Origin of the sequence: Streptomyces sp. NPDC048484 (genome assembly GCF_040651415.1) — a bacterium.
In the GTDB taxonomy this organism is placed as follows: Bacteria; Actinomycetota; Actinomycetes; order Streptomycetales; family Streptomycetaceae; genus Streptomyces.
In genome coordinates this window covers 88986-108537 of record NZ_JBEZJY010000033.1, presented here as the reverse complement: position 1 = coordinate 108537, position 19552 = coordinate 88986, and the positions used below count along the sequence as shown (strand labels likewise).

At 72.0% G+C, this 19552-nt stretch carries 17 protein-coding genes; 10 read left to right on the top strand and 7 right to left on the bottom strand.

Annotation, left to right across the window (positions count from 1 at the left end; all coding sequences use genetic code 11):
• Positions 1 to 40 precede the first annotated feature (40 nt).
• The 4 genes from AB0D14_RS30055 to AB0D14_RS30040 form a co-directional block, all read right to left on the bottom strand.
• Positions 41 to 715 (bottom strand): response regulator transcription factor, encoded by a 675-nt coding sequence (locus tag AB0D14_RS30055; protein WP_362785317.1) that lies wholly within the window; start codon positions 713 to 715, stop codon positions 41 to 43.
• A complete protein-coding gene (locus AB0D14_RS30050) occupies positions 712 to 2049 on the bottom strand; it encodes a histidine kinase (protein ID WP_362785313.1) in 1338 nt (445 codons plus the stop codon). Before AB0D14_RS30050 ends, AB0D14_RS30055 begins: the two co-directional genes overlap by 4 nt.
• A 203-nt stretch (positions 2050 to 2252) precedes the next feature.
• Positions 2253 to 2531: a hypothetical protein gene (locus AB0D14_RS30045; RefSeq protein ID WP_362785351.1), complete on the bottom strand. Its 279-nt coding sequence runs from the start codon at positions 2529 to 2531 to the stop codon at positions 2253 to 2255.
• 86 nt (positions 2532 to 2617) lie between these two features.
• Complete coding sequence (locus AB0D14_RS30040) at positions 2618 to 3448, bottom strand: PspA/IM30 family protein (RefSeq protein ID WP_362785310.1); 831 nt, start codon at positions 3446 to 3448, stop codon at positions 2618 to 2620.
• 289 nt (positions 3449 to 3737) lie between these two features.
• On the opposite strand from AB0D14_RS30040, the gene AB0D14_RS30035 reads away from it, so the two are divergent.
• On the top strand, positions 3738 to 4364 hold the full coding sequence (locus AB0D14_RS30035; RefSeq protein WP_362785307.1) for a DUF3043 domain-containing protein: 627 nt from the start codon (positions 3738 to 3740) through the stop codon (positions 4362 to 4364).
• Positions 4365 to 4447: 83 nt separating this feature from the next.
• On the top strand, positions 4448 to 5149 hold the full coding sequence (locus tag AB0D14_RS30030) for a methyltransferase domain-containing protein (protein WP_362785304.1): 702 nt from the start codon (positions 4448 to 4450) through the stop codon (positions 5147 to 5149).
• A 229-nt stretch (positions 5150 to 5378) separates the two neighbouring features.
• Here AB0D14_RS30030 and AB0D14_RS30025 read toward each other — a convergent pair whose 3' ends face one another.
• The gene (locus AB0D14_RS30025; protein ID WP_362785301.1) at positions 5379 to 5591 is read right to left on the bottom strand and encodes a hypothetical protein; all 213 of its coding nucleotides are present in this window, start codon (positions 5589 to 5591) and stop codon (positions 5379 to 5381) included.
• Positions 5592 to 5720: 129 nt separating this feature from the next.
• Between AB0D14_RS30025 and AB0D14_RS30020 the strand changes: the two genes are divergently transcribed.
• Entirely contained in the window at positions 5721 to 6920 is a 1200-nt protein-coding gene (locus AB0D14_RS30020) for a bifunctional adenosylcobinamide kinase/adenosylcobinamide-phosphate guanylyltransferase (RefSeq protein ID WP_362785298.1), read from the top strand.
• Positions 6921 to 6946: 26 nt separating this feature from the next.
• Here the strand turns inward: AB0D14_RS30020 and AB0D14_RS30015 are convergent, their stop codons facing one another.
• Positions 6947 to 8161 carry a class I SAM-dependent methyltransferase gene (locus AB0D14_RS30015; RefSeq protein ID WP_362785296.1) on the bottom strand — a complete coding sequence of 405 codons (1215 nt, stop codon included), beginning with the start codon at positions 8159 to 8161 and terminating at the stop codon, positions 6947 to 6949.
• A gap of 200 nt (positions 8162 to 8361) precedes the next feature.
• On the opposite strand from AB0D14_RS30015, the gene cobT reads away from it, so the two are divergent.
• Both cobT and AB0D14_RS30005 read left to right on the top strand, forming a co-directional pair.
• Complete coding sequence (cobT, locus tag AB0D14_RS30010; protein WP_362785294.1) at positions 8362 to 9471, top strand: nicotinate-nucleotide--dimethylbenzimidazole phosphoribosyltransferase; 1110 nt, start codon at positions 8362 to 8364, stop codon at positions 9469 to 9471.
• A 234-nt stretch (positions 9472 to 9705) separates the two neighbouring features.
• Entirely contained in the window at positions 9706 to 11526 is a 1821-nt protein-coding gene (locus tag AB0D14_RS30005; RefSeq protein ID WP_362785292.1) for a phosphatidylglycerol lysyltransferase domain-containing protein, read from the top strand.
• A gap of 48 nt (positions 11527 to 11574) precedes the next feature.
• Here AB0D14_RS30005 and AB0D14_RS30000 read toward each other — a convergent pair whose 3' ends face one another.
• Positions 11575 to 12342, bottom strand: coding sequence for a hypothetical protein (locus AB0D14_RS30000; RefSeq protein ID WP_362785289.1), 768 nt, complete (start codon positions 12340 to 12342; stop codon positions 11575 to 11577).
• Between the two features lie 138 nt (positions 12343 to 12480).
• Between AB0D14_RS30000 and AB0D14_RS29995 the strand changes: the two genes are divergently transcribed.
• The 5 genes from AB0D14_RS29995 (at position 12481) to AB0D14_RS29975 (ending at position 19457) form a co-directional block, all read left to right on the top strand.
• Positions 12481 to 13260, top strand: a complete 780-nt coding sequence (locus AB0D14_RS29995) for an adenosylcobinamide-GDP ribazoletransferase (RefSeq protein ID WP_362785348.1) — start codon at positions 12481 to 12483, stop codon at positions 13258 to 13260.
• 139 nt (positions 13261 to 13399) lie between these two features.
• Positions 13400 to 14941, top strand: a complete 1542-nt coding sequence (locus AB0D14_RS29990) for a leucyl aminopeptidase (protein ID WP_362785287.1) — start codon at positions 13400 to 13402, stop codon at positions 14939 to 14941.
• Between the two features lie 278 nt (positions 14942 to 15219).
• Positions 15220 to 16608, top strand: a complete 1389-nt coding sequence (gene lpdA / locus AB0D14_RS29985; protein WP_362785284.1) for a dihydrolipoyl dehydrogenase — start codon at positions 15220 to 15222, stop codon at positions 16606 to 16608.
• 67 nt (positions 16609 to 16675) lie between these two features.
• Complete coding sequence (gene sucB, locus AB0D14_RS29980; protein ID WP_362785282.1) at positions 16676 to 18511, top strand: 2-oxoglutarate dehydrogenase, E2 component, dihydrolipoamide succinyltransferase; 1836 nt, start codon at positions 16676 to 16678, stop codon at positions 18509 to 18511.
• A 301-nt stretch (positions 18512 to 18812) separates the two neighbouring features.
• Entirely contained in the window at positions 18813 to 19457 is a 645-nt protein-coding gene (locus tag AB0D14_RS29975; protein ID WP_362785280.1) for a GntR family transcriptional regulator, read from the top strand.
• Positions 19458 to 19552 lie beyond the last annotated feature (95 nt).

Below are 19552 nucleotides of genomic sequence, written 5' to 3'. Positions count from 1 at the left end.
ATACGGCGCATACCGCGACCGCAGTACGCAGGGGTGGATGTCACTCCACCCTTGGGCGTACCAGTCCGGATTCGTACGCGATCACCACGAGCTGCGCCCGGTCACGCGCTCCCAGCTTGGACATGGCCCGGTTGACGTGCGTCTTCACCGTGAGCGGACTGACCTCCAGCCGCTCGGCGATCTCGTCGTTGGAGTGCCCGCCGCCCACCTGGACGAGGACTTCGCGCTCGCGGACCGTGAGCGCTTCGAGGCGCTCGGCGCGGACCGGGTCCCGGTCGTCGTCGCCCTGCGCGAGGAACTTCGCGATCAGTCCCTTGGTGGCGACGGGCGACAGCAGCGCGTCACCGGCGGCCGCGACGCGGATGGCGTTGAGCAGCTCGTCCGGCTCGGAGCCCTTGCCGAGGAACCCGGAGGCCCCGGCCCGCAGCGACTGCACCACGTACTCGTCGACCTCGAAGGTCGTCAGCATGACGACGCGCACGTGGGCGAGGCCGGGGTCGGCGCTGATGAGCCGGGTCGCGGCCAGCCCGTCGGTGCCGGGCATGCGGATGTCCATCAGCACGACGTCGGCCCGTGTCTCGCGCGCCAGCCGTACCGCCTCCGCGCCGTCCGAGGCCTCTCCGACGACCTCCATGTCGGGCTCGGAGTCGACCAGGACACGGAAAGCGCTGCGCAGGAGTGCCTGGTCGTCGGCGAGCAGGACGCGGATGGTCATGCGGGGTTCCCCTCTGATGCCTTGTTCGTGGCTGCGGTGGGCGTGAAGGGCGTGGACGCGCTGGATGCGGACGCGGTGGAGGTGGACGCAGTGGAAGTGGACGCGGTGGATGTGGACGCCGTGCTTCCCGTGCGGCTCTTGACCGGCAGGATCGCATGCACCCGGAAGCCGCCTCCGTATCGGGGTCCGGCGGAGCAGGTGCCGCCGAGGGCCGTGACCCGCTCGCGCATGCCGAGAAGTCCGTGGCCGCCGTTCTCCTCCAGGCGGGCCGGCGCGTCGTCGCCGGGGCCGTTGTCCAGGACGGTGATCTCCACGTCCGGCCCGACGCGTACGACGCTGACCTCGGCCTTCGCCTCCTGGCCCGCGTGCTTGCGCACATTGGTGAGTGCTTCCTGGATGACGCGGTACGCGGCCAGGTCGACGGCGGCGGGGAGGGCCGTGCCCTGGTCGGTGCGGGCCACTTCGACGGGCAGGCCGGCGCTGCGGAAGGTGCCGACGAGCTCTTCGAGGCGGTGCAGGCCCGGCGCCGGTTCGGTGGGGGCCTCGGGGTCGTCCGACTGTCTCAGCAGGCCGACCGTGGCGCGGAGTTCGTTGAGCGCGGAGCGGCTGGCCTCGCGGACGTGGGCGAGGGCTTCCTTCGCCTGGTCGGGGCGTTTGTCCATGACGTGCGCGGCGACTCCGGCCTGCACGTTGACGAGGGCGATGTGGTGGGCGACGACGTCGTGCAGGTCGCGGGCGATGCGCAGGCGTTCCTCCGCGACCCGGCGGCGGGCCTCCTCCTCGCGGGTGCGTTCGGCCCGCTCGGCCCGCTCTCTTATGGCATGCACGAAGGCACGGCGGCTGCGGACCGCGTCGCCCGCGGCGGCGGCCATGCCCGTCCAGGCGAAGATCCCGAGATTCTCCTGCGCGTACCAGGGCAGGGGCCCCGCGAGCATGGCGATGCCGGTCAGGACCGTCATGGTGAGGAGGCCGACGCGCCAGGTGGTGGGGCGGTCGGTGGCGGAGGCGACGGTGTAGAGGGCGACGACGGCGGACATCGCGACGGGGGCCCTGGGATCGCTGGTCACGAACTCCACGGCGGACAGGGCGCCTGTCGCGGCGAGAACCCTCAGGGGGTGTCTGCGGCGGAAGACCAGGGCGGTCGCGGCCAGCAGCATGAGGGAGAGGCCGAGGGCGTCGGGGGTGCGGGTGCCCCATTGCGTCCCGCCGTGCCGCCCGTTCGGCTCCGCGAACGAACCGACCACCATGCACGCCAGGACCGCCGCCGCCAGTGCTCCGTCGACCACCAGGGGGTGGGACCGCAGCCAGTCGTGGACGCGCCTCAGAGTGCTCACACTTCTTTACGGTACGGGGCCCCTTGGCGGGCGGGGCGGGCGGAAGCTGAGCCGTAAGCCCGGGGCACCGTCACGAGGGCCGGACCCCGGGCCCCGGGCCCCGGGCCCCGGGCCCCGAACGTCGGCTGGGCGGGAACTCCGTCTGCGGGTCGGTGGAGGCTGGTCGCGCAGTTCCCCGCGCCCCTGAAAGGCGCGGGCGTCATTCAGCCGGGGATCAGGCCGTCGTCGTTCAGCATCGCCCGGACCTCGGCCACCGTCGCGTCGGGGGCCGGGAGGATCAGCTCGGACGGCTCCAGGGAGTCGTCCGGAAGCGGAGCGCCGAGCCGGCGGACCGCGTCGAGCAGCGCTCCCAGCGTCCGCCGGAAGCCCTCCGCGTCACCGGACTTCGTCTCCGCGAGGAGCTCGTCGTCCAGCTCGTTCAGTTCGGCGAGGTGACTGTCGTCCAGCCTCACCTGCCCCTCCCCCATGATCCGTACGATCATGACGCCCTCCTCGGCGTGGGACGACCGCTCACGACTGCCGCTCACGGCTGCCACTCGCGGCCACTGGTCGTGGCCACTGCTCGGGGCTACTGCTTGTCGAAGCGCGGGGTGTCCTGCGACTGCTGCTGGGACTGAGTCTGGCCCGAACCGCCCTCAAGCGCCTGCTGGGACGAGGAATCTCCCCCGGACCCGGAGCCGATGGCCTGGGAGGTGCCGCCCGCCAGCTCGGCCTTCATCCGCTGGAGCTCCAGCTCCACGTCCGTACCGCCGGAGAGCCGGTCCAGCTCGCTCTGGATGTCGTCCTTGGCGAGCCCGGAGTGGTCGTCGAGGGCGCCGGAGGCGAGCAGCTCGTCGATCGCGCCGGCCCGCGCCTGGAGCTGCGCGGTCTTGTCCTCGGCCCGCTGGATGGCCATGCCGACGTCGCCCATCTCCTCGGAGATGCCGGAGAAGGCCTCGCCGATCCGGGTCTGCGCCTGGGCGGCCGTGTACGTCGCCTTGATCGTTTCCTTCTTGGTGCGGAAGGCGTCGACCTTCGCCTGGAGCCGCTGGGCGGCGAGGGTGAGCTTCTCCTCCTCGCCCTGGAGGGTCTGGTGCTGTGTCTCCAGGTCGGTCACCTGCTGCTGCAGAGCGGCACGGCGGGACAGCGCCTCGCGGGCCAGGTCCTCACGGCCCAGCGCGAGCGCCTTGCGCCCCTGGTCCTCCAGCTTGGAGGACTGGCCCTGGAGCTGGTTCAGCTGCAGTTCCAGGCGCTTGCGGGAGGTCGCCACGTCGGCGACGCCGCGGCGCACCTTCTGCAGCAGCTCCAGCTGTTTCTGATACGAGTAGTCGAGGGTTTCGCGCGGGTCCTCGGCCCGGTCAAGGGCCTTGTTCGCCTTCGCGCGGAAGATCATCCCCATACGCTTCATGACACCGCTCATGGGCTTCGCGCGCCCCCTTCTGACGGACTCCGGCTCCAGCGACTGCAACAGAACCCACAGTACGGGCCCTGCATCCATTACCGCACTGTTCGGGGACGGATGCGCTCATCCCCAAGGACGACTGATGACGATCTTGCTCCGGCGTAGGGAGTAGGCGTTCCCCAGGGTTCGCTCGGGGCTCGGCCAGGGGGCGGCCGGGAGAACCGCACATCCACCACCCCATTTCAGGCCTCCTGTCCCCCTACAGACGACCGGTGTTGCCGGATCGTTCCCCAGTCGGCTGCTGTCCATGCCTCCGCACCCCTTACCCTTGGGTTTTGTGTTCCGTAGCCGCGCCAAAGACGAGAAGGCCCACGCCGACAAGGCGTCGGTGACCGACTCCCCTCAGACCCGTGACCCGCAGGCCAAGAAGGGTCGGCCCACGCCCAAGCGCAGTGCGGCCCAGTCCCAGCGCCGCAGCGTGGCCAATACGCCGACGACGCGCAAGGAGGCCTCCAAGCGGCAGCGTGACGAACGCCGCGCCCACATGGAGAAGCAGCGCCAGGCGCTGGCGAGCGGCGACGAGCGCTATCTGCCGGCCCGTGACAAGGGCCCCGTGCGCAAGCTCGCGCGGGACTTCATCGACTCGCGGTTCTGCATCGCCGAGTTCTTCCTGCCCCTCGCCGTGGTCATCCTCGTTCTGAGCATGGTCCGGGTCGCGCAGCTGCAGAACGTGGCACTGCTGGCGTGGCTCTTCGTGATCGTGCTGATCGTGGTCGACTCGATCGGCATCGCGATCCGCCTGAAGAAGCAGCTGGCCGCGCGCTTCCCGGACGAGCCCAAGCGGGGCGCCGTCGCCTACGCGCTGATGCGCAGCCTCCAGATGCGTCGCCTCCGGCTGCCGAAGCCGCAGGTCAAGCGCGGAGAGCGGCCCTGAGCGCGGCACCCTTCACGGGCGGCGCGGCGGATGCCTGGCTGAACAAGCTGGGCGGCCTGCGTGATGTCGTACGGCAGGAGCTGGTGGCCCGGCAGCTCGACGAGCAGATAGCCGGGCGGTTCCCGGTGGGGCAGCGGCTGCGCGTACTCGACGTGGGCATGGGCCAGGGCACGCAGGCCCTGCGGCTGGCCCGGGCCGGTCACCAGGTGACGGGGGTCGAACAGGACTCCACGATGATCTCCGTGGCCCGTGAGGCCCTCGCCGCCGAGCCGGAGGGGATCCGCGGCCGGGTACGGATCGTCGAGAGCGACGGACGGGACACCGGCGTCCACTTCCTGCCCGGCAGCTTCGACGTGGTGCTGTGCCACGGCGTGCTCATGTACGTCGAGGAGCCCGACGCGCTGCTCGCGGGACTCGCACGGATGCTGGCCCAGGGCGGGCTGCTGTCCCTGCTGGTGCGCAACGCCGACGCGCTGGCCATGCGGCCGGGTCTGGCCGGCGACTGGACCGGGGCCCTGGCCTCCTTCGACACCAGGGCCTACACGAACCGGCTCGGGCTGGCCGTACGGGCCGACGAGCTCGACACCCTCACCGGCACGCTCGCCGGGATCGGGGCACCGCTGCACGCCTGGTACGGGGTGCGGGTCTTCACGGACACGGCCGCCGGCGACGCGGCGGTTCCGGACGACGTGAATGTCCTGCTGGCCGCCGAGGAGCGGGCCGGCCGGACGGATCCCTACCGCCGGGTGGCGGCGCTGCTGCACCTCTGCGGCGTACGGGGCTGAGGCGCGGCGTGCGAGGCCCGGGAGTCCGGGAGTATCGGGCCGAGCCCCGCGGCTGCCGGGGCCGGTGGCTGCCGGGGCCGGTGGCTGCCGGGGCCGGTGGCTGCCGGGCGGCACGGAGGCCGCGGCCTCCGTACGGCCGCGGCCCCTCGCACCTGTCACTCGTCACACCTGTCACTCGTACGGGCTACGAGCCTGTCGTGGCACTAAGTCGTGACACCAAGTCGTGGCACTAAGACGCCTCGGCGTGCAGGCTCATCGGGCCGTAGATCTCCGAGGCGTCCTCGAAAATGCGGACCTGGTCCGCTCCTCCCTCGGCCAGCGACTTCCAGTTCTCGCCGAGCCAGGACTCCGCGTCGCCCTGGGTGGTGAACTCCTCGGGCTGGACCGCAGGCTGGACTTCCGTCCCGTCGGTTTTCTCGAACCGCCACGTCCATGCCGCCATGTCAGCCTCCCAAAAAGTACCTGGCAAGATCGGGCTACTGCCGTCAGCCTAGGCGCAAGACCTGAGGAGATGTGCCCTTGTGCACCCCCTGACGGGCACGAGCCGCGCCGACACGGAAAAATCGACCCCGTGGAAGTGACTCTGCTTGGTACCGGCGGGCCCCTGGGACTGCCCAGGCCCGATTGTTCGTGCGCCGTCTGCGCGGTGACGCTCGGTGTGGCCGCCCGGGCGGCCACCGCCCTGTTGGTGGACGGGACGCTGTTGCTGGATCTGACGCCCGGAGCGGCCTTCGCGGCGGCCCGGGCCGGGCATTCGCTGAGCGGCGTGCGGCAGGTGCTGCTGTCGCATCCGCACAACGGGCCCGCCGTGGAGGTGCCGGCGGGCCTGCCGCAACCGGGGCGGGTGCCGGACGGGCGGGAGCTGACGCTGCTGACGGGCCATCGGGTGCGGGCGCTGGCGATGGACGCGCCGGGTACCGGGTACGCGGTCACGGGTCCGGACGGGCAGCGGCTGCTGTACCTGCCGCCGGGCGCGGCCCCCGCGGGCCTGGACGAGACGGCCGGGACGTACGACATGGTGATCGGCGATGTCGTCGGGCGGCCGGACGCGCTGGCCCGGCTCAGGCTGGTGGGGGCAGCCGGGCCCGCCACCGACGTGATCGCGGTGCATCTCGACCACGACGTGCCGCCGGGCCGGGAGCTGCGGCGGCGCCTCGCGGCCGCGGGGGCCCGGGCGGTGCCGGACGGGACGACCCTGACCGTCGGGGTGTACGAGGACGTGCCCGACGTGCCGCGCCGGACGCTGGTGCTCGGCGGGGCCCGCTCGGGCAAGTCGGTGGAGGCGGAGCGACGGCTCGAAGCCTTCCCCGACGTGCTGTATGTGGCGACGGGCGGCACGCGGAGCGGGGACGGCGAGTGGGCGGCCCGGGTGCACGCGCACCGCGAACGGCGCCCCGGCTCCTGGCGTACCGCCGAGACCTGCGACCTCGTGCCGATCCTGAAGGAGGACGGGCCGCCGGTGCTCATCGACTGCCTGTCCCTGTGGCTGACGGACGCGATGGACTGCGCGAAGGCGTGGGACGACGCCGAGTGGGCCGGCGGCGGCGAACGCGCGCTGCGGGCGCGGGTCGAGGAGCTGACGGCCGCCGTCCGCGAGTCCCGCCGCACGGTGGTCGCCGTCTCCAACGAGGTCGGTTCCGGCATCGTCCCCGTTACCCCCTCGGGCCGCCGCTACCGCGACGAACTGGGCCGCCTGAACGCGGCGTTCGCGACCGAGTGCGAGCACGTGTTGCTGGTCGTGGCGGGACAGGCACTCGCCCTCAAGGGCTGAAGCCTCCGGGCGGCCCCAGGAAGCCCTCAGGAAACCCTCTGGAGAGGAGACGGCTCGCGGGTGTTCTTGCGGGCGATGATCCGGTACGCGTTCGAGAAGCGGGTGCGGCGCAAGAGCGGGGCCAGGGCGTGGTCCAGCACGAAGGCGGAGGCGAGCAGCGGGGTGGCGGCCCGGGTGAGGACCGTTCGCAGGGTGCGCTGGAAGTCGCTCGGCGGACCGGGACGCCAGGGTTCGTCGCCGCCCGGCAGCCGGTTGCCGATCGCGAGCGCCAGGGCGCCGGTCAGGTCGTAGGGGACATGCGGTTCGCGGCGGTCGGTGGAGACGACCGAGCAGCCCAGTGCGTCGAGTTCGTCGAGCAGGTTGCGCAGCGGCATGAGATGGAGATGCTGCGGCTGGCAGTACGACACCCACCATTTGCCCAGCAGCGCGCCGAACGCGCAGTCCGGGTCCGGGACTTCGACGAGCAGGTGCCCGCCGGGGCGCAGCACGGCGAGCGCGGCGCGCAGTTCCTCGCGCGGGTCGGGGCTGTGCTCCAGGTGGTGGAACATGCTGACCACGTCGTAGCGGGCGCGCAGCCGCTCGGCCAGGTCGGGCAGCCGGCCGCGGTGCGCCTCCTCCACCCGGCCCGCGGCCCTTGCCTTCTCGACGCGCGGGGTGGGGTCGAGCCCGTCGAAGGACGTGTACGTGAACAATTCCTTGGCCGCCGCCGGGAAGTGGCCGTGGCCGGTGCCGACGTCCAGCCAGCTCTCGGGCTCCGGGAACGGGAGCATCGCGCGGGCCGCGGCCTCGTGGCGCCGGCGTCCGGCGCGGGAGCGCAGGGTCCGCTCGGCGAAGCCCTCGTACTCCTCGTACTCCTCGCGCTCGCCGTCCTCCCCGTCCTCCCCCTGCTCCCCGTCCCTCTCGCCACCGTCGTGGTTCTCGTAGAAGTCCCGGTAGTAGAAGGCGAGGCCCTCGGTGGTCAGGCGGGGGTTCTGGAAGGCGTGGGCGCAGTCCTCGCACTCGTCGACGACGAAGGTCCCGGGCTTGTGCTGGAGCAGATCCGGGGTGCGCAGCCGGGTGCGCAGCCGCGCCGAGCCGCACCAGGGGCAGTCGGGTCTGCGCGGTTCGTGGAAGTGCTCGGTGCCCTGGGCCAGCTCCCCCAGGTACACGGCGCGGCGCTGGGCGAAGGTGGGCTGTGCAGGGGACGCGGGGGGCGTCGGGGGTGTCACGGGCGTGGGGGGCGGGATGGGAGTGGGGGGCATGGTCTGTCTGCTCCTGCCGGTCCGACTGGGTAAAACCCTGTAGAGGCTGATATGGGCCGTTACCAGCTGATACAAACCGGTATGACAATCCACTGCAAACCGGAACGTATGGGAACGCGATCCTCGATGCGGCGACCCCGCCCTGCACACTGACCGCCCGTCAGGATCCCGGCCGGATCACTGCCGGTACTGTTCGGCGAATGAGCCCGCTTAATCTCGACGACTTCACCGATCTGATCGAGCGCCCGGACGGTGGCGTACGCCGTGACGCAGAGGCGCGCAGGGAGCGCCAGGTCGTGCCGCCCGGGGCACTGGGGCGCCTCGACGAACTCGGCGAATGGCTGGCGGCCGCGCAGTCCGCCGTCCCGGTGCGGGCGATCGAGCACCCGCGCGTGGTGCTGTTCGCGGGTGACCACGGGGTCGCCGGGCTGGGGGTGTCGGCGCGGCCCGCGGGGAGCGCGGACGAGCTGGTGCGCTCCGTGCTCGCCGGCGCCAGTCCCGTGTCGGTGCTGGCCCGGCGCCTCGGAGTGCCCGTGCGGGTGGTGGACATGGCGCTCGACTGCGAGCCCGAGAGTCTGCCCGACGAGGTCGTACGGCATCGGGTGCGGCGCGGGTCCGGGCAGATCGACGTGGAGGACGCGCTGTCCCTGGAGGAAGCGGAGGCCGCGTTCCGTGCGGGGGTCGCCGTCGCGGACGAAGAGGCGGACTCCGGGACCGACCTCGTCGTACTCGGGGACGTGAGCGTCGGAGGGACGACCGCGGCGGCCGTGCTGGTGGCGGCGCTGTGCGGGACCGACGCGTCGGTGGTGACCGGGCGCGGGGGGCGGGCCATCGACGACCTCGCCTGGATGCGCAAGTGCGCGGCTGTTCGCGACGCCCTGCGTCGCGCTCGGCCTGTCCTCGGGGACCAGTTGCAGTTGCTCGCGACGGTGGGCGGGGCCGACCTCGCCGCGATCACCGGGTTCCTGCTGCAGAGCGCTGTCCGCAAGACGCCGGTGGTCCTCGACGGAGTCGTCTCGGCGGCCTGTGCGCTGGTCGGGCAGCGGGTCGCCTTCCGGGCGCCGGACTGGTGGCTGGCCGGGCAGAGCAGTGGGGAACCGGCGCAGGCGAAGGCGTTCGACCGGATGGCGCTCGAACCGCTGCTCTCGCACGGGGTGACGGTCGGGGAGGGGGCGGGGGCGCTGCTCGCGCTGCCGCTGGTGCAGGCCGCGGCGGCGCTGGCCGCGGAGCTGCCGGAGGCCTTGCCGGCCCCGGAAGCCCTGGAGGCCCCGGACGCCCCCTTGGCCCCCTTGGCCCCGGAGGGCGAATAGAGTCCCCGGGCCCGTCCGACCCCATCCGGTTCGGTTCGCCGGGTGCGGGTGCGTGGGGGTTGCTCGCGCAGTTCCCCGCGCCCCTTGAGAGCGGGGCTGCGCCCCAGCGCTTTTAGGGGCGCGGGGAACTGCGCGGGCAACCCCCGCCGGCCCGCAGTCGCCCCTCCACGGAACCGCCCCCCAGGAGGCGTCCTGCACGCAGGGGCGCAGAGGTGGCCCTTATGATCCCGTTTCATGGGAAGCGCCCGAGTTGTCGTTGCACAGAAGCCGGACCCGCAGGGCCCGGCTTCCCGGCGGGGCGCCGGCTTCGCCGTCTGGTACCTCCGCGTCGTCGCGTTCCTCAACTTCCTGAGCGCCGTATGGGTTTCGCTCGGCCAGGACGTGCGCCGCCACAACACGGAGAACTACTTCACCCCGTATCTGCTGACCGCAGGCTTCGCCTCGGGTGTGTTCACCATGTTCCTGGCGATCACGATGCGCCGCCGCAAACGAGCGGCCTGGATCCTCAACCTCGTACTCTGCGGACTCTTCCTGCTGCTGTTCGCCTTCGCGATGGTCTTCCCGGAGATCCACCGGTACCCGCAGAACTGGATCTCCCTCGCCCTGACGGCGGCGTTCGTGGCGTCCCTCGTCCTCGGCCGTCGCGAGTTCTACGCCAAGGGCGACCGCTCGAACCCCAGACTCGCGGCGCTCGTGGGCGTCGGCGGGCTCCTGGTCTGCTCCCTGCTGGCCGCGCTCCTGGTGACCGCCACGAACAACGCCCACGACGCGCGTCTCTCGACCTTCACGGACCGCTGGCGCTACGGCACCCTTCGGCTGATCTCGGTCGCCGCCGATGACTCCCGCTTCCGCGGGATCACCACTCCCAACTGGGTGAACGTCGCCGTCAACGTACTCAGCACCCTGCTCGTCCTCGGCGTCCTCTACGCGGCCTTCCGCTCCCGCCGCGTCGTCGACCCGCTCACCGCGGACGACGAGGAACGGCTGCGGGCGCTGCTCGACCGGCACGGCGACCGGGACTCCCTCGGTTACTTCGCACTGCGCCGCGAGAAGAGCGTGGTGTGGTCGCCGACCGGCAAGGCCGCGGTCGTCTACCGGGTCGTGGGCGGCGTCTCGCTGGCCTCCGGCGATCCCATCGGCGATCCCGAGGCATGGCCCGGCGCCATCGGGCCCTGGCTGTCCGAGGCGCGCGCGCACGGCTGGATCCCGGCGGTGATGGGCGCCGGCGAGGAGGCCGGGACCGTCTACGCCCGGCACGGTCTCGACGCGCTGGAGCTCGGGGACGAGGCGATCGTCGAGACCGCCGAGTTCACCCTCGACGGGCGGGCCATGCGGACCGTCCGCCAGGCGTACAACCGCGTACAGCGTGCGGGCTACCAGGTGCGTGTCCGGCGGCACGAGGACATCCCGGCCGACGAGATGGCGTACCTCCTCGCACGCGCCGACGACTGGCGGGACGGAGCGACCGAGCGGGGCTTCAGCATGGCGCTGGGGCGGCTCGGGGATCCGGGCGACGGGCGGTGCGTGATGCTCGAATGCCGGGACACCGGCGCCGGGGAGGGCGGGGGTGAGGGCGGGGACGGGAACGGAGACGGGCACGGGGGCTCGCTGAGAGCGGTGCTGTCCTTCGTGCCCTGGGGACCGCACGGGCTCTCCCTCGACCTCATGCGGCGGGACCGCGACTCCGAGAACGGGCTCATGGAGTTCATGGTCATCCAACTCCTCCAGCGGGCGCCCGAGATCGGGATCACGCAGGTCTCGCTCAACTTCGCCATGTTCCGTTCGGTCTTCGAACGTGGCGCGCGCCTCGGCGCGGGACCGGTGCTGCGGCTGTGGCGCTCGCTGCTCAGCTTCTTCTCCCGCTGGTGGCAGATCGAGTCGCTGTACCGCGCCAACGCCAAGTACCGGCCCATCTGGGAGCCACGGTTCCTGCTCTTCGAGAAGAGCGGCGACCTGCCGCGCATCGGCCTCGCCGCGGCCCGCGCGGAAGGCTTCCTGGAGGCGCCGGGCCTGCCGAAGTGGCTGCACCGCAAGCGCCTGGACTCGCATGGATGAAGGCCTGTGAACACAGGCGCATACGCAGGTGCATACGGATGACTGCGGTCAAGGCCGTCCGGGCGGCGGCCGGGCGGGTTCCGGGTCGGGCTTGCCGCCGATCAGGTCCTGGAACCTGCGACGGGGCCCCGCCCAGCGGAGGTCGTGGTGGTAGGCCCGCAGCCGGGCCCTGGCCCGGGCGCGCGGCCGTCGGCGATAGCAGCGCCTGGCCCACGGCGAGGTGGGGCGGGCGAGACGGATCGCGCCGACCAGGGCGACGAGCGGGACGATCACACCGAAGATCGCCATACGGGCCTTGCCCTTGCTCAGGGCCAGCAGCGCGAGGAAGAAGTTCACCCCGATGCTCAGGACGACGCTTCCCCGGTCCTGCAGTTCGTCCTCGGAGAGGTCGTTGACACCGAACGGCACGAAGCCGCTGAGCATCAGGCCGACCAGGGCCGCCGTGACCACCACGACCTCGACGCTCTTGCGGCCCTCCTCGCTCCAGTAGACGTCGTCGAGGTGCAGGATCAGCGCGAACTCGTCGAGCACCAGGCCCGCGCCGATCCCGAACACCACGGCGGACACGGCCGAGCCGAGGCCGTGCCGGTCGCTGCCCACCGCGCCGAAGCCGCCGACCACGGTCAGGACGACCCCGGGGACGACGTGGTGGATGTGGACACCGCCGGCCTCGACATTGCCGAACGGGCCCTTGCCGGCCCGGATGAGCCGGACCACGATCCGGGTGATCACAAAGGTCAGGACGAAGGAGGCCAGTGCCAGCAGCAGCGGCAGCTTCCCCGGCTCAACGATGTTCCGTGTCCACCAATGCCCCATATGCGTACTTTATCCATGGCCGCCGTGGGCGCCTCCCGGGCCGCCGCCCGGTAGCCTGCGCCGGTGTCCACGCCCCCGCCCTCTCCCCCGCCCGGGGAGCCCAAAACACCCAAGACGCCCCCGACCTCCGAGACGTCCGTGACGCTCTGGACCGACGGGCTCCGCTTCGCCTTCGGCACGCTCACCGCGCTCCCCGTCACGGTGCGCCGCTGGGACCGCGAGGCCGCGCGCACGGGGATGCTGTGCGCGCCCGTCGCCGGACTGGCCGTGGGCGTCCTCGCCGCCGTGACGGGCCTGCTCCTCCTGGCGCTCGGGGCAGGTCCGCTCCTCGCGGCCGTGGCGACCGCCGCCGTACCGGCCGTCCTCACCCGCGGCCTCCACCTCGACGGTCTCGCCGACACCGCCGACGGCCTCGGCAGCGGCAAGCCCGCCGAGGACGCGCTGCGCGTCATGAAGCAGTCGGACATCGGCCCGTTCGGGGTCATCACCCTGCTGTTCGTCCTGCTCGCCCAGGTGGCGGCGCTCTCCCAGGCGTACGGGTCCTCCTGGACCCGGGGCGCCCTCGCGGCCGTCGTGTCGGCGACCGCCGCCCGGCTCGCGCTCACCCTGGCCGCCCGCGTGGACGTGCCGCCCGCCCGGCCCGAAGGCCTGGGCGCCGCGGTCGCGGGCACGGTTCCCGTCCGGGCCGCCCTGCTGACGGCGGCCGCCGTCACGGTGCCGGCGGCCGGCGCGGGCGCACTCCTCGGAACGTACGGCGTCCTTGGTTCCGTACTGGCCGTCCTGCTCGCCTGCGCCGCCGCCGAGTTGCTGCTGCGCCACTGCACGCGCCGCTTCGGCGGAGTGACCGGCGACGTCTTCGGCGCCCTCGAAGAGACCGCCGCGACAACGGCGTTGGTCGTGTTCTGCCTCTTCTCCTAGGACAGGTCCCCACCGGGCGGGACACCGGGACGAGCGAAACGCGACACCGCGCGTAGGCTCGTGCCCGGGACTCCGAACGCCCCGGCCGGCCTCACCCCTGACGGCCGCAGCAACTCAACGGAAGCGAGATTTCACCACCGTGACTGCTCTCACTCTCAGCACCGCCGCGGCGCCCGGTCTGCGGGCCGACGCGATCGTCGTCGGTGTCGCCAAGGTCACCGGCTCCAAGTCCGGGGACCTGGTCGTCGCACCGGGCGCCGAGGCCGTGGACAAGGCGTACGACGGCAGGCTCGCCGGCGTTCTGGAGACCCTCGGCGCCTCGGGCGGCGAGGGCGAGGTGACGAAGCTGCCGGCACCGTCCGGCTTCAAGGCACCGCTCGTGCTGGCGGTCGGTCTTGGCGCCCTCCCGGACAAGGACGACTCCTTCTCCGCGGAGACGCTGCGCCGCGCGGCCGGCGCAGCCGCCCGCGCCCTGGCGGGCACCAAGAAGGCCGTGTTCGCCCTGCCGGTCTCGGACGCCGCCGACGTGGGCGCCGTCGGCGAGGGCGTGCTGCTCGGCGCGTACGCCTTCGACACGTACAAGGAAGCCGCGAAGGACGGGAACGGCACCAAGAACGGCAAGGCCCCGCTCGTCGAGGCCACGCTGCTCGGCGGCAAGCCCCGCGACAAGGCGTTCAAGGCGGCCGTCGAGCGCGCCACGGCCGTGTCCGAGGAGCTGAACCGCGCCCGCGACCTCATCAACATGCCGCCGAACGACCTCAACCCGGAGGCCTTCGCGGCCGTCGCGCAGGCCGCGGCCAAGGAGCACGGCATCAAGGTGCAGGTGCTCGACGAGAAGGCCCTCGCGAAGGGCGGGTACGGCGGCATCCTCGGCGTCGGCGCCGGTTCCGCGTCCCCGCCCCGGCTGGTGAAGCTGTCGTACACGTCCTCCAAGGCGAAGAAGCACCTCGCCTTCGTCGGCAAGGGCATCACCTACGACTCGGGCGGCATCTCGCTCAAGCCCGCCGGGCACAACGAGACGATGAAGTGCGACATGAGCGGCGCCGCCGCCGTGTTCTCCGCGGTCGTCGCCGCCGCCCGGCTGGGTCTTGAGGTCAACGTGACCGGCTGGCTCGCGCTGGCCGAGAACATGCCCTCCGGCTCCGCCACCCGTCCGGGTGACGTGCTGCGCATGTACAGCGGCAAGACCGTCGAGGTGCTCAACACCGACGCCGAGGGCCGGCTCGTGCTGGCCGACGCGCTCGCCAAGGCGTCCGAGGACAGGCCCGACGCGATCGTCGACGTGGCGACCCTGACCGGCGCGATGATGCTGGCGCTCGGCAACCGCACGTTCGGGATCATGGCGAACGACGACGCGTTCCGCTCCGCGGTGCACGAGGCCGCCGAGGAGGTCGGCGAGCCCTCCTGGCCGATGCCGCTGCCGGAGCACCTGAAGAAGGGGATGGACTCCCCGACCGCCGATATCGCCAACATGGGTGAGCGGCACGGCGGTGGCCTGGTGGCCGGGCTCTTCCTGAAGGAGTTCGTGGGCGAGGGCATCACCTGGGCACACCTCGACATCGCGGGACCTGCCTTCAATGAGCAGGGGCCGTTCGGGTACACGCCCAAGGGGGGTACGGGGTCTGCTGTACGGACTCTTGTGCGGCTCGCCGAACTCACGGCTGTCGGCGATCTGGGCTGAGAGCCGCCCCCACCAGCCCGGTTCCACTTGTCGTACGGCGGGTGAGGGTCGGATGCGACTGAGCGCGCGGTTCCCTGCGCCCCTGAGGGGCGCGGGGCTGCCGTGTGATCGATCAGACGTCCCACACCCTGGCCCGGCGTCCCGACTGTCGTCGACAAGTGCAAAGATGGGTTCTCGGCAGGACAGGGCCCACCAGGGCCGAAGAAAGAGCGGCCGGACACCAGCCGCCGCCCGGTCACTGCAGACCGGCGCCGGCGCACATGCATGGAGGACGTGACGTGGCGAACGACGCCAGCACCGTTTTCGACCTAGTGATCCTCGGCGGTGGCAGCGGCGGCTATGCCGCGGCGCTGCGCGGAGCGCAGCTGGGCCTGGACGTCGCCCTGATCGAGAAGAACAAGCTGGGTGGCACCTGCCTGCACAACGGCTGCATTCCCACCAAGGCTCTGCTGCACGCCGGTGAGATCGCCGACCAGGCCCGCGAGAGCGAGCAGTTCGGTGTCAGGGCCACCTTCGAGGGCATCGACATCGCCGCCGTCCACAAGTACAAGGACGACGTGGTCAGCGGCCTCTACAAGGGCCTGCAGGGCCTCGTGGCCTCGCGCAAGGTGACGTACATCGAGGGTGAGGGCCGTCTGTCGTCCCCCACCTCCGTGGACGTCGGCGGTCGGCGCGTCGAGGGCCGCCACGTGCTCCTGGCGACCGGCTCCGTGCCGAAGTCGCTGCCGGGCCTGGACATCGACGGCAACCGCATCATCTCCTCGGACCACGCGCTGACACTGGACCGTGTCCCGCAGTCCGCGATCGTGCTGGGCGGCGGCGTCATCGGCGTCGAGTTCGCCTCCGCGTGGAAGTCCTTCGGCACCGATGTCACGGTGATCGAGGGCCTCAAGCACCTCGTCCCGGTCGAGGACGAGAACAGCTCCAAGCTTCTTGAGCGCGCGTTCCGCAAGCGCGGCATCAAGTTCAACCTCGGCACGTTCTTCGACAAGGCCGAGTACACGCAGGACGGCGTCCGCGTGACCCTCGCCGACGGCAAGACCTTCGAGGCCGAGGTCCTCCTGGTCGCCATCGGCCGCGGCCCGGTCTCCGCCGGTCTCGGTTACGAGGAGCAGGGCGTCGCGACGGACCGCGGCTACGTCCTGGTCGACGAGTACATGCGCACCAACGTGCCGACCGTCTCGGCCGTGGGCGACCTGGTCCCGACGCTCCAGCTCGCGCACGTCGGCTTCGCCGAGGGCATCCTGGTGGCGGAGCGTCTGGCCGGTCTCAAGACCGTCCCGATCGACTACGACGGCGTGCCCCGGGTGACGTACTGCCACCCCGAGGTCGCCTCCGTGGGCATCACCGAGGCCAAGGCCAAGGAGATCTACGGTGCGGACAAGGTCGTCGCTCTGAAGTACAGCCTCGCGGGCAACGGCAAGAGCAAGATCCTCAAGACCTCGGGCGAGATCAAGCTCGTCCAGGTCAAGGACGGTGCCGTGGTCGGCGTCCACATGGTCGGCGACCGCATGGGCGAGCAGGTGGGCGAAGCCCAGCTGATCTACAACTGGGAGGCGCTGCCGGCCGAGGTCGCGCAGCTCATCCACGCTCACCCGACGCAGAACGAGGCGATGGGCGAGGCCCACCTCGCCCTCGCGGGCAAGCCGCTGCACGCGCACGACTGACCGACCCTCGGTCGACACACGACGCGACGACCAAGACTTCCGCAATTCGTAAGGAGCAACCGAAACCATGGCGGTTTCCGTAACCCTTCCGGCGCTCGGTGAGAGCGTCACCGAGGGCACTGTCACCCGCTGGCTGAAGGCCGAGGGCGAGCGTGTAGAGGCCGACGAGCCGCTGCTCGAGGTGTCCACCGACAAGGTCGACACCGAGATCCCCTCCCCTGCCGCCGGCGTACTGGCTTCCATCAAGGTCGCCGAGGACGAGACCGTCGAGGTCGGCGCCGAACTGGCCGTCATCGACGACGGCTCGGGCGCACCCGCGGCCGAGTCCGCTCCGGCCGCCGAGCCCGAGCCCGCTCCGGCTCCCGCTGCCGAGCCCGCTCCGGAGCCGGCCCCGCAGGCCACTCCGTCCACCGAGGCCGCCGCTCCGGCGCCGGCCCCGACCGCCGAGGCCGCTTCCGGCGGCGGCAGCGCCGAGGGCACCGACGTGGTCCTCCCGGCGCTGGGCGAGTCGGTCACCGAGGGCACCGTCACCCGGTGGCTCAAGGAGGTCGGCGAAGAGGTCGCGGAGGACGAGCCGCTGCTCGAGGTCTCCACGGACAAGGTCGACACCGAGATCCCGTCGCCCGCCGCAGGCGTGCTGCTGGAGATCGTGGTCGGCGAGGACGAGACCGCCGAGGTCGGTGCCAAGCTGGCCGTCATCGGCGCTCCCGGCGCGGCTCCGGCCGCGGCTCCCGCTCCGGCCGCCCCGGCTCCGGCGCCCGCCGCCGCAGCCCCGGCTCCGGCTCCGGCAGCCCCCGCGGCTCCGGCTGCCCCCGCGGCCCCTGCCGCTCCGGCTCCGGCTCCGCAGGCGCCCTCGGCTCCCGCCCCGCAGCAGCAGACGACTCCGGCCCCCGACCCGGCTCCGGCCGCGCCGGTACCGGCTCCCGCTCCCGTCACCCCGGCCGCGGCTCCCGCCGCGCCCTCCGGTGACGACGGCGCGTACGTGACCCCGCTGGTGCGCAAGCTCGCCGCCGAGAACAGCGTCGACCTGTCCACCGTCAAGGGCACCGGCGTCGGCGGCCGTATCCGCAAGCAGGACGTCATCGCCGCCGCCGAGGCCGCGAAGGCCGCCGCCGCGGCGCCGGCTCCGGCCGCTGCCGCACCGAGCGCCGCGAAGAAGGCTCCGACGCTGGAGGCCTCTCCGCTGCGCGGCCAGACCGTCAAGATGCCCCGCATCCGCAAGGTCATCGGCGACAACATGGTGAAGGCCCTGCACGAGCAGGCCCAGCTGTCCTCGGTCGTCGAGGTCGACATCACCCGCCTGATGAAGCTCCGCGCGCAGGCGAAGGACTCCTTCGCGGCCCGCGAGGGCGTCAAGCTCTCCCCGATGCCGTTCTTCGTGAAGGCGGCGGCCCAGGCGCTGAAGGCCCACCCGGCCGTCAACGCCCGGATCAACGTCGACGAGGGCACGATCACCTACTTCGACACCGAGAACGTCGGTATCGCGGTGGACTCCGAGAAGGGCCTGATGACCCCGGTCATCAAGCACGCGGGCGACCTCAACATCGCCGGTATCGCCAAGGCCACCGCCGAGCTGGCGGGCAAGGTCCGGGCGAACAAGATCACCCCGGACGAGCTGTCCGGCGCGACCTTCACCATCTCCAACACCGGCTCGCGCGGCGCGCTCTTCGACACGATCATCGTGCCGCCGAACCAGGTCGCGATCCTGGGCATCGGCGCCACGGTCAAGCGTCCGGCCGTCATCGAGACGGACGAGGGCACGGTCATCGGCGTCCGTGACATGACGTACCTGACGCTCTCCTACGACCACCGTCTGGTGGACGGCGCCGACGCCGCCCGCTACCTGACGGCGGTCAAGGCGATCCTGGAGGCGGGCGAGTTCGAGGTCGAACTCGGCCTGTAGCTCAGCCGTATCGCATATCGCAGTACGAGGTGCCCCCGCCCGGCTCGCCGGACGGGGGCACCTCCCCTTTTCCAGGGGCGCGGGGAACTGCGCGAACGGCCCCCACCGGCCCGCAGCCGCCGTACCACCGGCAGTCTCTCCACCCCTCAGGCGCCCGGCCCCACCACAGCGGAGCGCCGTGTGCGGCTCATCTCACCTGCGGGAAAGCACCCCCGCACACTCTTCCCGGTGGGACTTCCGGCCTTATTGTCTAGAAGTCAACGCCCTCGGCCCCCGCCCGTGGCCCGCTAAAGGAGCCCCAATGACCGCGCCCGTCGTCCACTCGCTCCGCGAACAGATCCGCGAGCACATCGTGGAGGGGATAGTGAGCGGCCGCTGGAAACCGGGCGAGCGGATCGTGGAACGGCGCATCGCCACGGAGCTGGAGGTCAGCCAGACACCCGTACGGGAAGCCCTGCGGGAGCTGGAGTCCCTGCGGCTGATCGAGTCAGCCCCCAACAAGGGCGTCCGCGTACGGAACCTGACCGCGGCGGACCTGGAGGAGAGCTACCCGGTCCGGGCCGGCCTGGAAGCCATCGCGGCCGAACTGGCCTCCGAACGGCTCGCGGCCGACTGCTCGGCCCTGGAGCCGCACGTCCTCGCCCTGTACGAGGCCGACCGCAGGGCCGACGGTACGGGCCAGGTCCGGCACACGGTGGCCTTCCACCGCGAGCTCGTGAGGGCCGCGGACAATTCCGTGCTGCTGCACACCTGGGAGGGCCTGGGCATCGAGGTCTTCACGGCCCTGTCGATCCGCTGGCTGGGCACGGTCCAGCAGTCGTACGCGGAGGAGCACGAGGCCCTGGTGGAGGCGTTCCGGCGCCGGGACCCGCAGATCGCGGAGCTGGTGAAGGCGCATGTGCTGGGGTGCGCCCCCAGGACGGGCAGCGAGCCCGCGCAGCCGTGAACGGCATCTCTTCGGCCCGCCTCACCTGCGAAAACAAGGCACCCCGTGCCTGCGGCCAAGGCACGCCGTGCCTACTTTCTCGTGATCAAGAGGTT

Excerpts from the sequence above, each read along its gene's own strand:
- AB0D14_RS30055 (WP_362785317.1), bottom strand. The coding sequence starts at position 715 with ATGACCATCCGCGTCCTGCTCGCCGACGACCAGGCACTCCTGCGCAGC.
- AB0D14_RS30045 (WP_362785351.1), bottom strand. The coding sequence starts at position 2,531 with ATGATCGTACGGATCATGGGGGAGGGGCAGGTGAGGCTGGACGACAGT.
- AB0D14_RS30040 (WP_362785310.1), bottom strand. The coding sequence starts at position 3,448 with ATGAGCGGTGTCATGAAGCGTATGGGGATGATCTTCCGCGCGAAGGCG.
- AB0D14_RS30035 (WP_362785307.1), top strand. The coding sequence starts at position 3,738 with ATGCCTCCGCACCCCTTACCCTTGGGTTTTGTGTTCCGTAGCCGCGCC.
- AB0D14_RS30025 (WP_362785301.1), bottom strand. The coding sequence starts at position 5,591 with ATGGCGGCATGGACGTGGCGGTTCGAGAAAACCGACGGGACGGAAGTC.
- AB0D14_RS30015 (WP_362785296.1), bottom strand. The coding sequence starts at position 8,161 with ATGCCCCCCACTCCCATCCCGCCCCCCACGCCCGTGACACCCCCGACG.
- cobT (WP_362785294.1), top strand. The coding sequence starts at position 8,362 with ATGAGCCCGCTTAATCTCGACGACTTCACCGATCTGATCGAGCGCCCG.
- AB0D14_RS30005 (WP_362785292.1), top strand. The coding sequence starts at position 9,706 with ATGGGAAGCGCCCGAGTTGTCGTTGCACAGAAGCCGGACCCGCAGGGC.
- AB0D14_RS30000 (WP_362785289.1), bottom strand. The coding sequence starts at position 12,342 with ATGGGGCATTGGTGGACACGGAACATCGTTGAGCCGGGGAAGCTGCCG.
- sucB (WP_362785282.1), top strand. The coding sequence starts at position 16,676 with ATGGCGGTTTCCGTAACCCTTCCGGCGCTCGGTGAGAGCGTCACCGAG.
- AB0D14_RS29975 (WP_362785280.1), top strand. The coding sequence starts at position 18,813 with ATGACCGCGCCCGTCGTCCACTCGCTCCGCGAACAGATCCGCGAGCAC.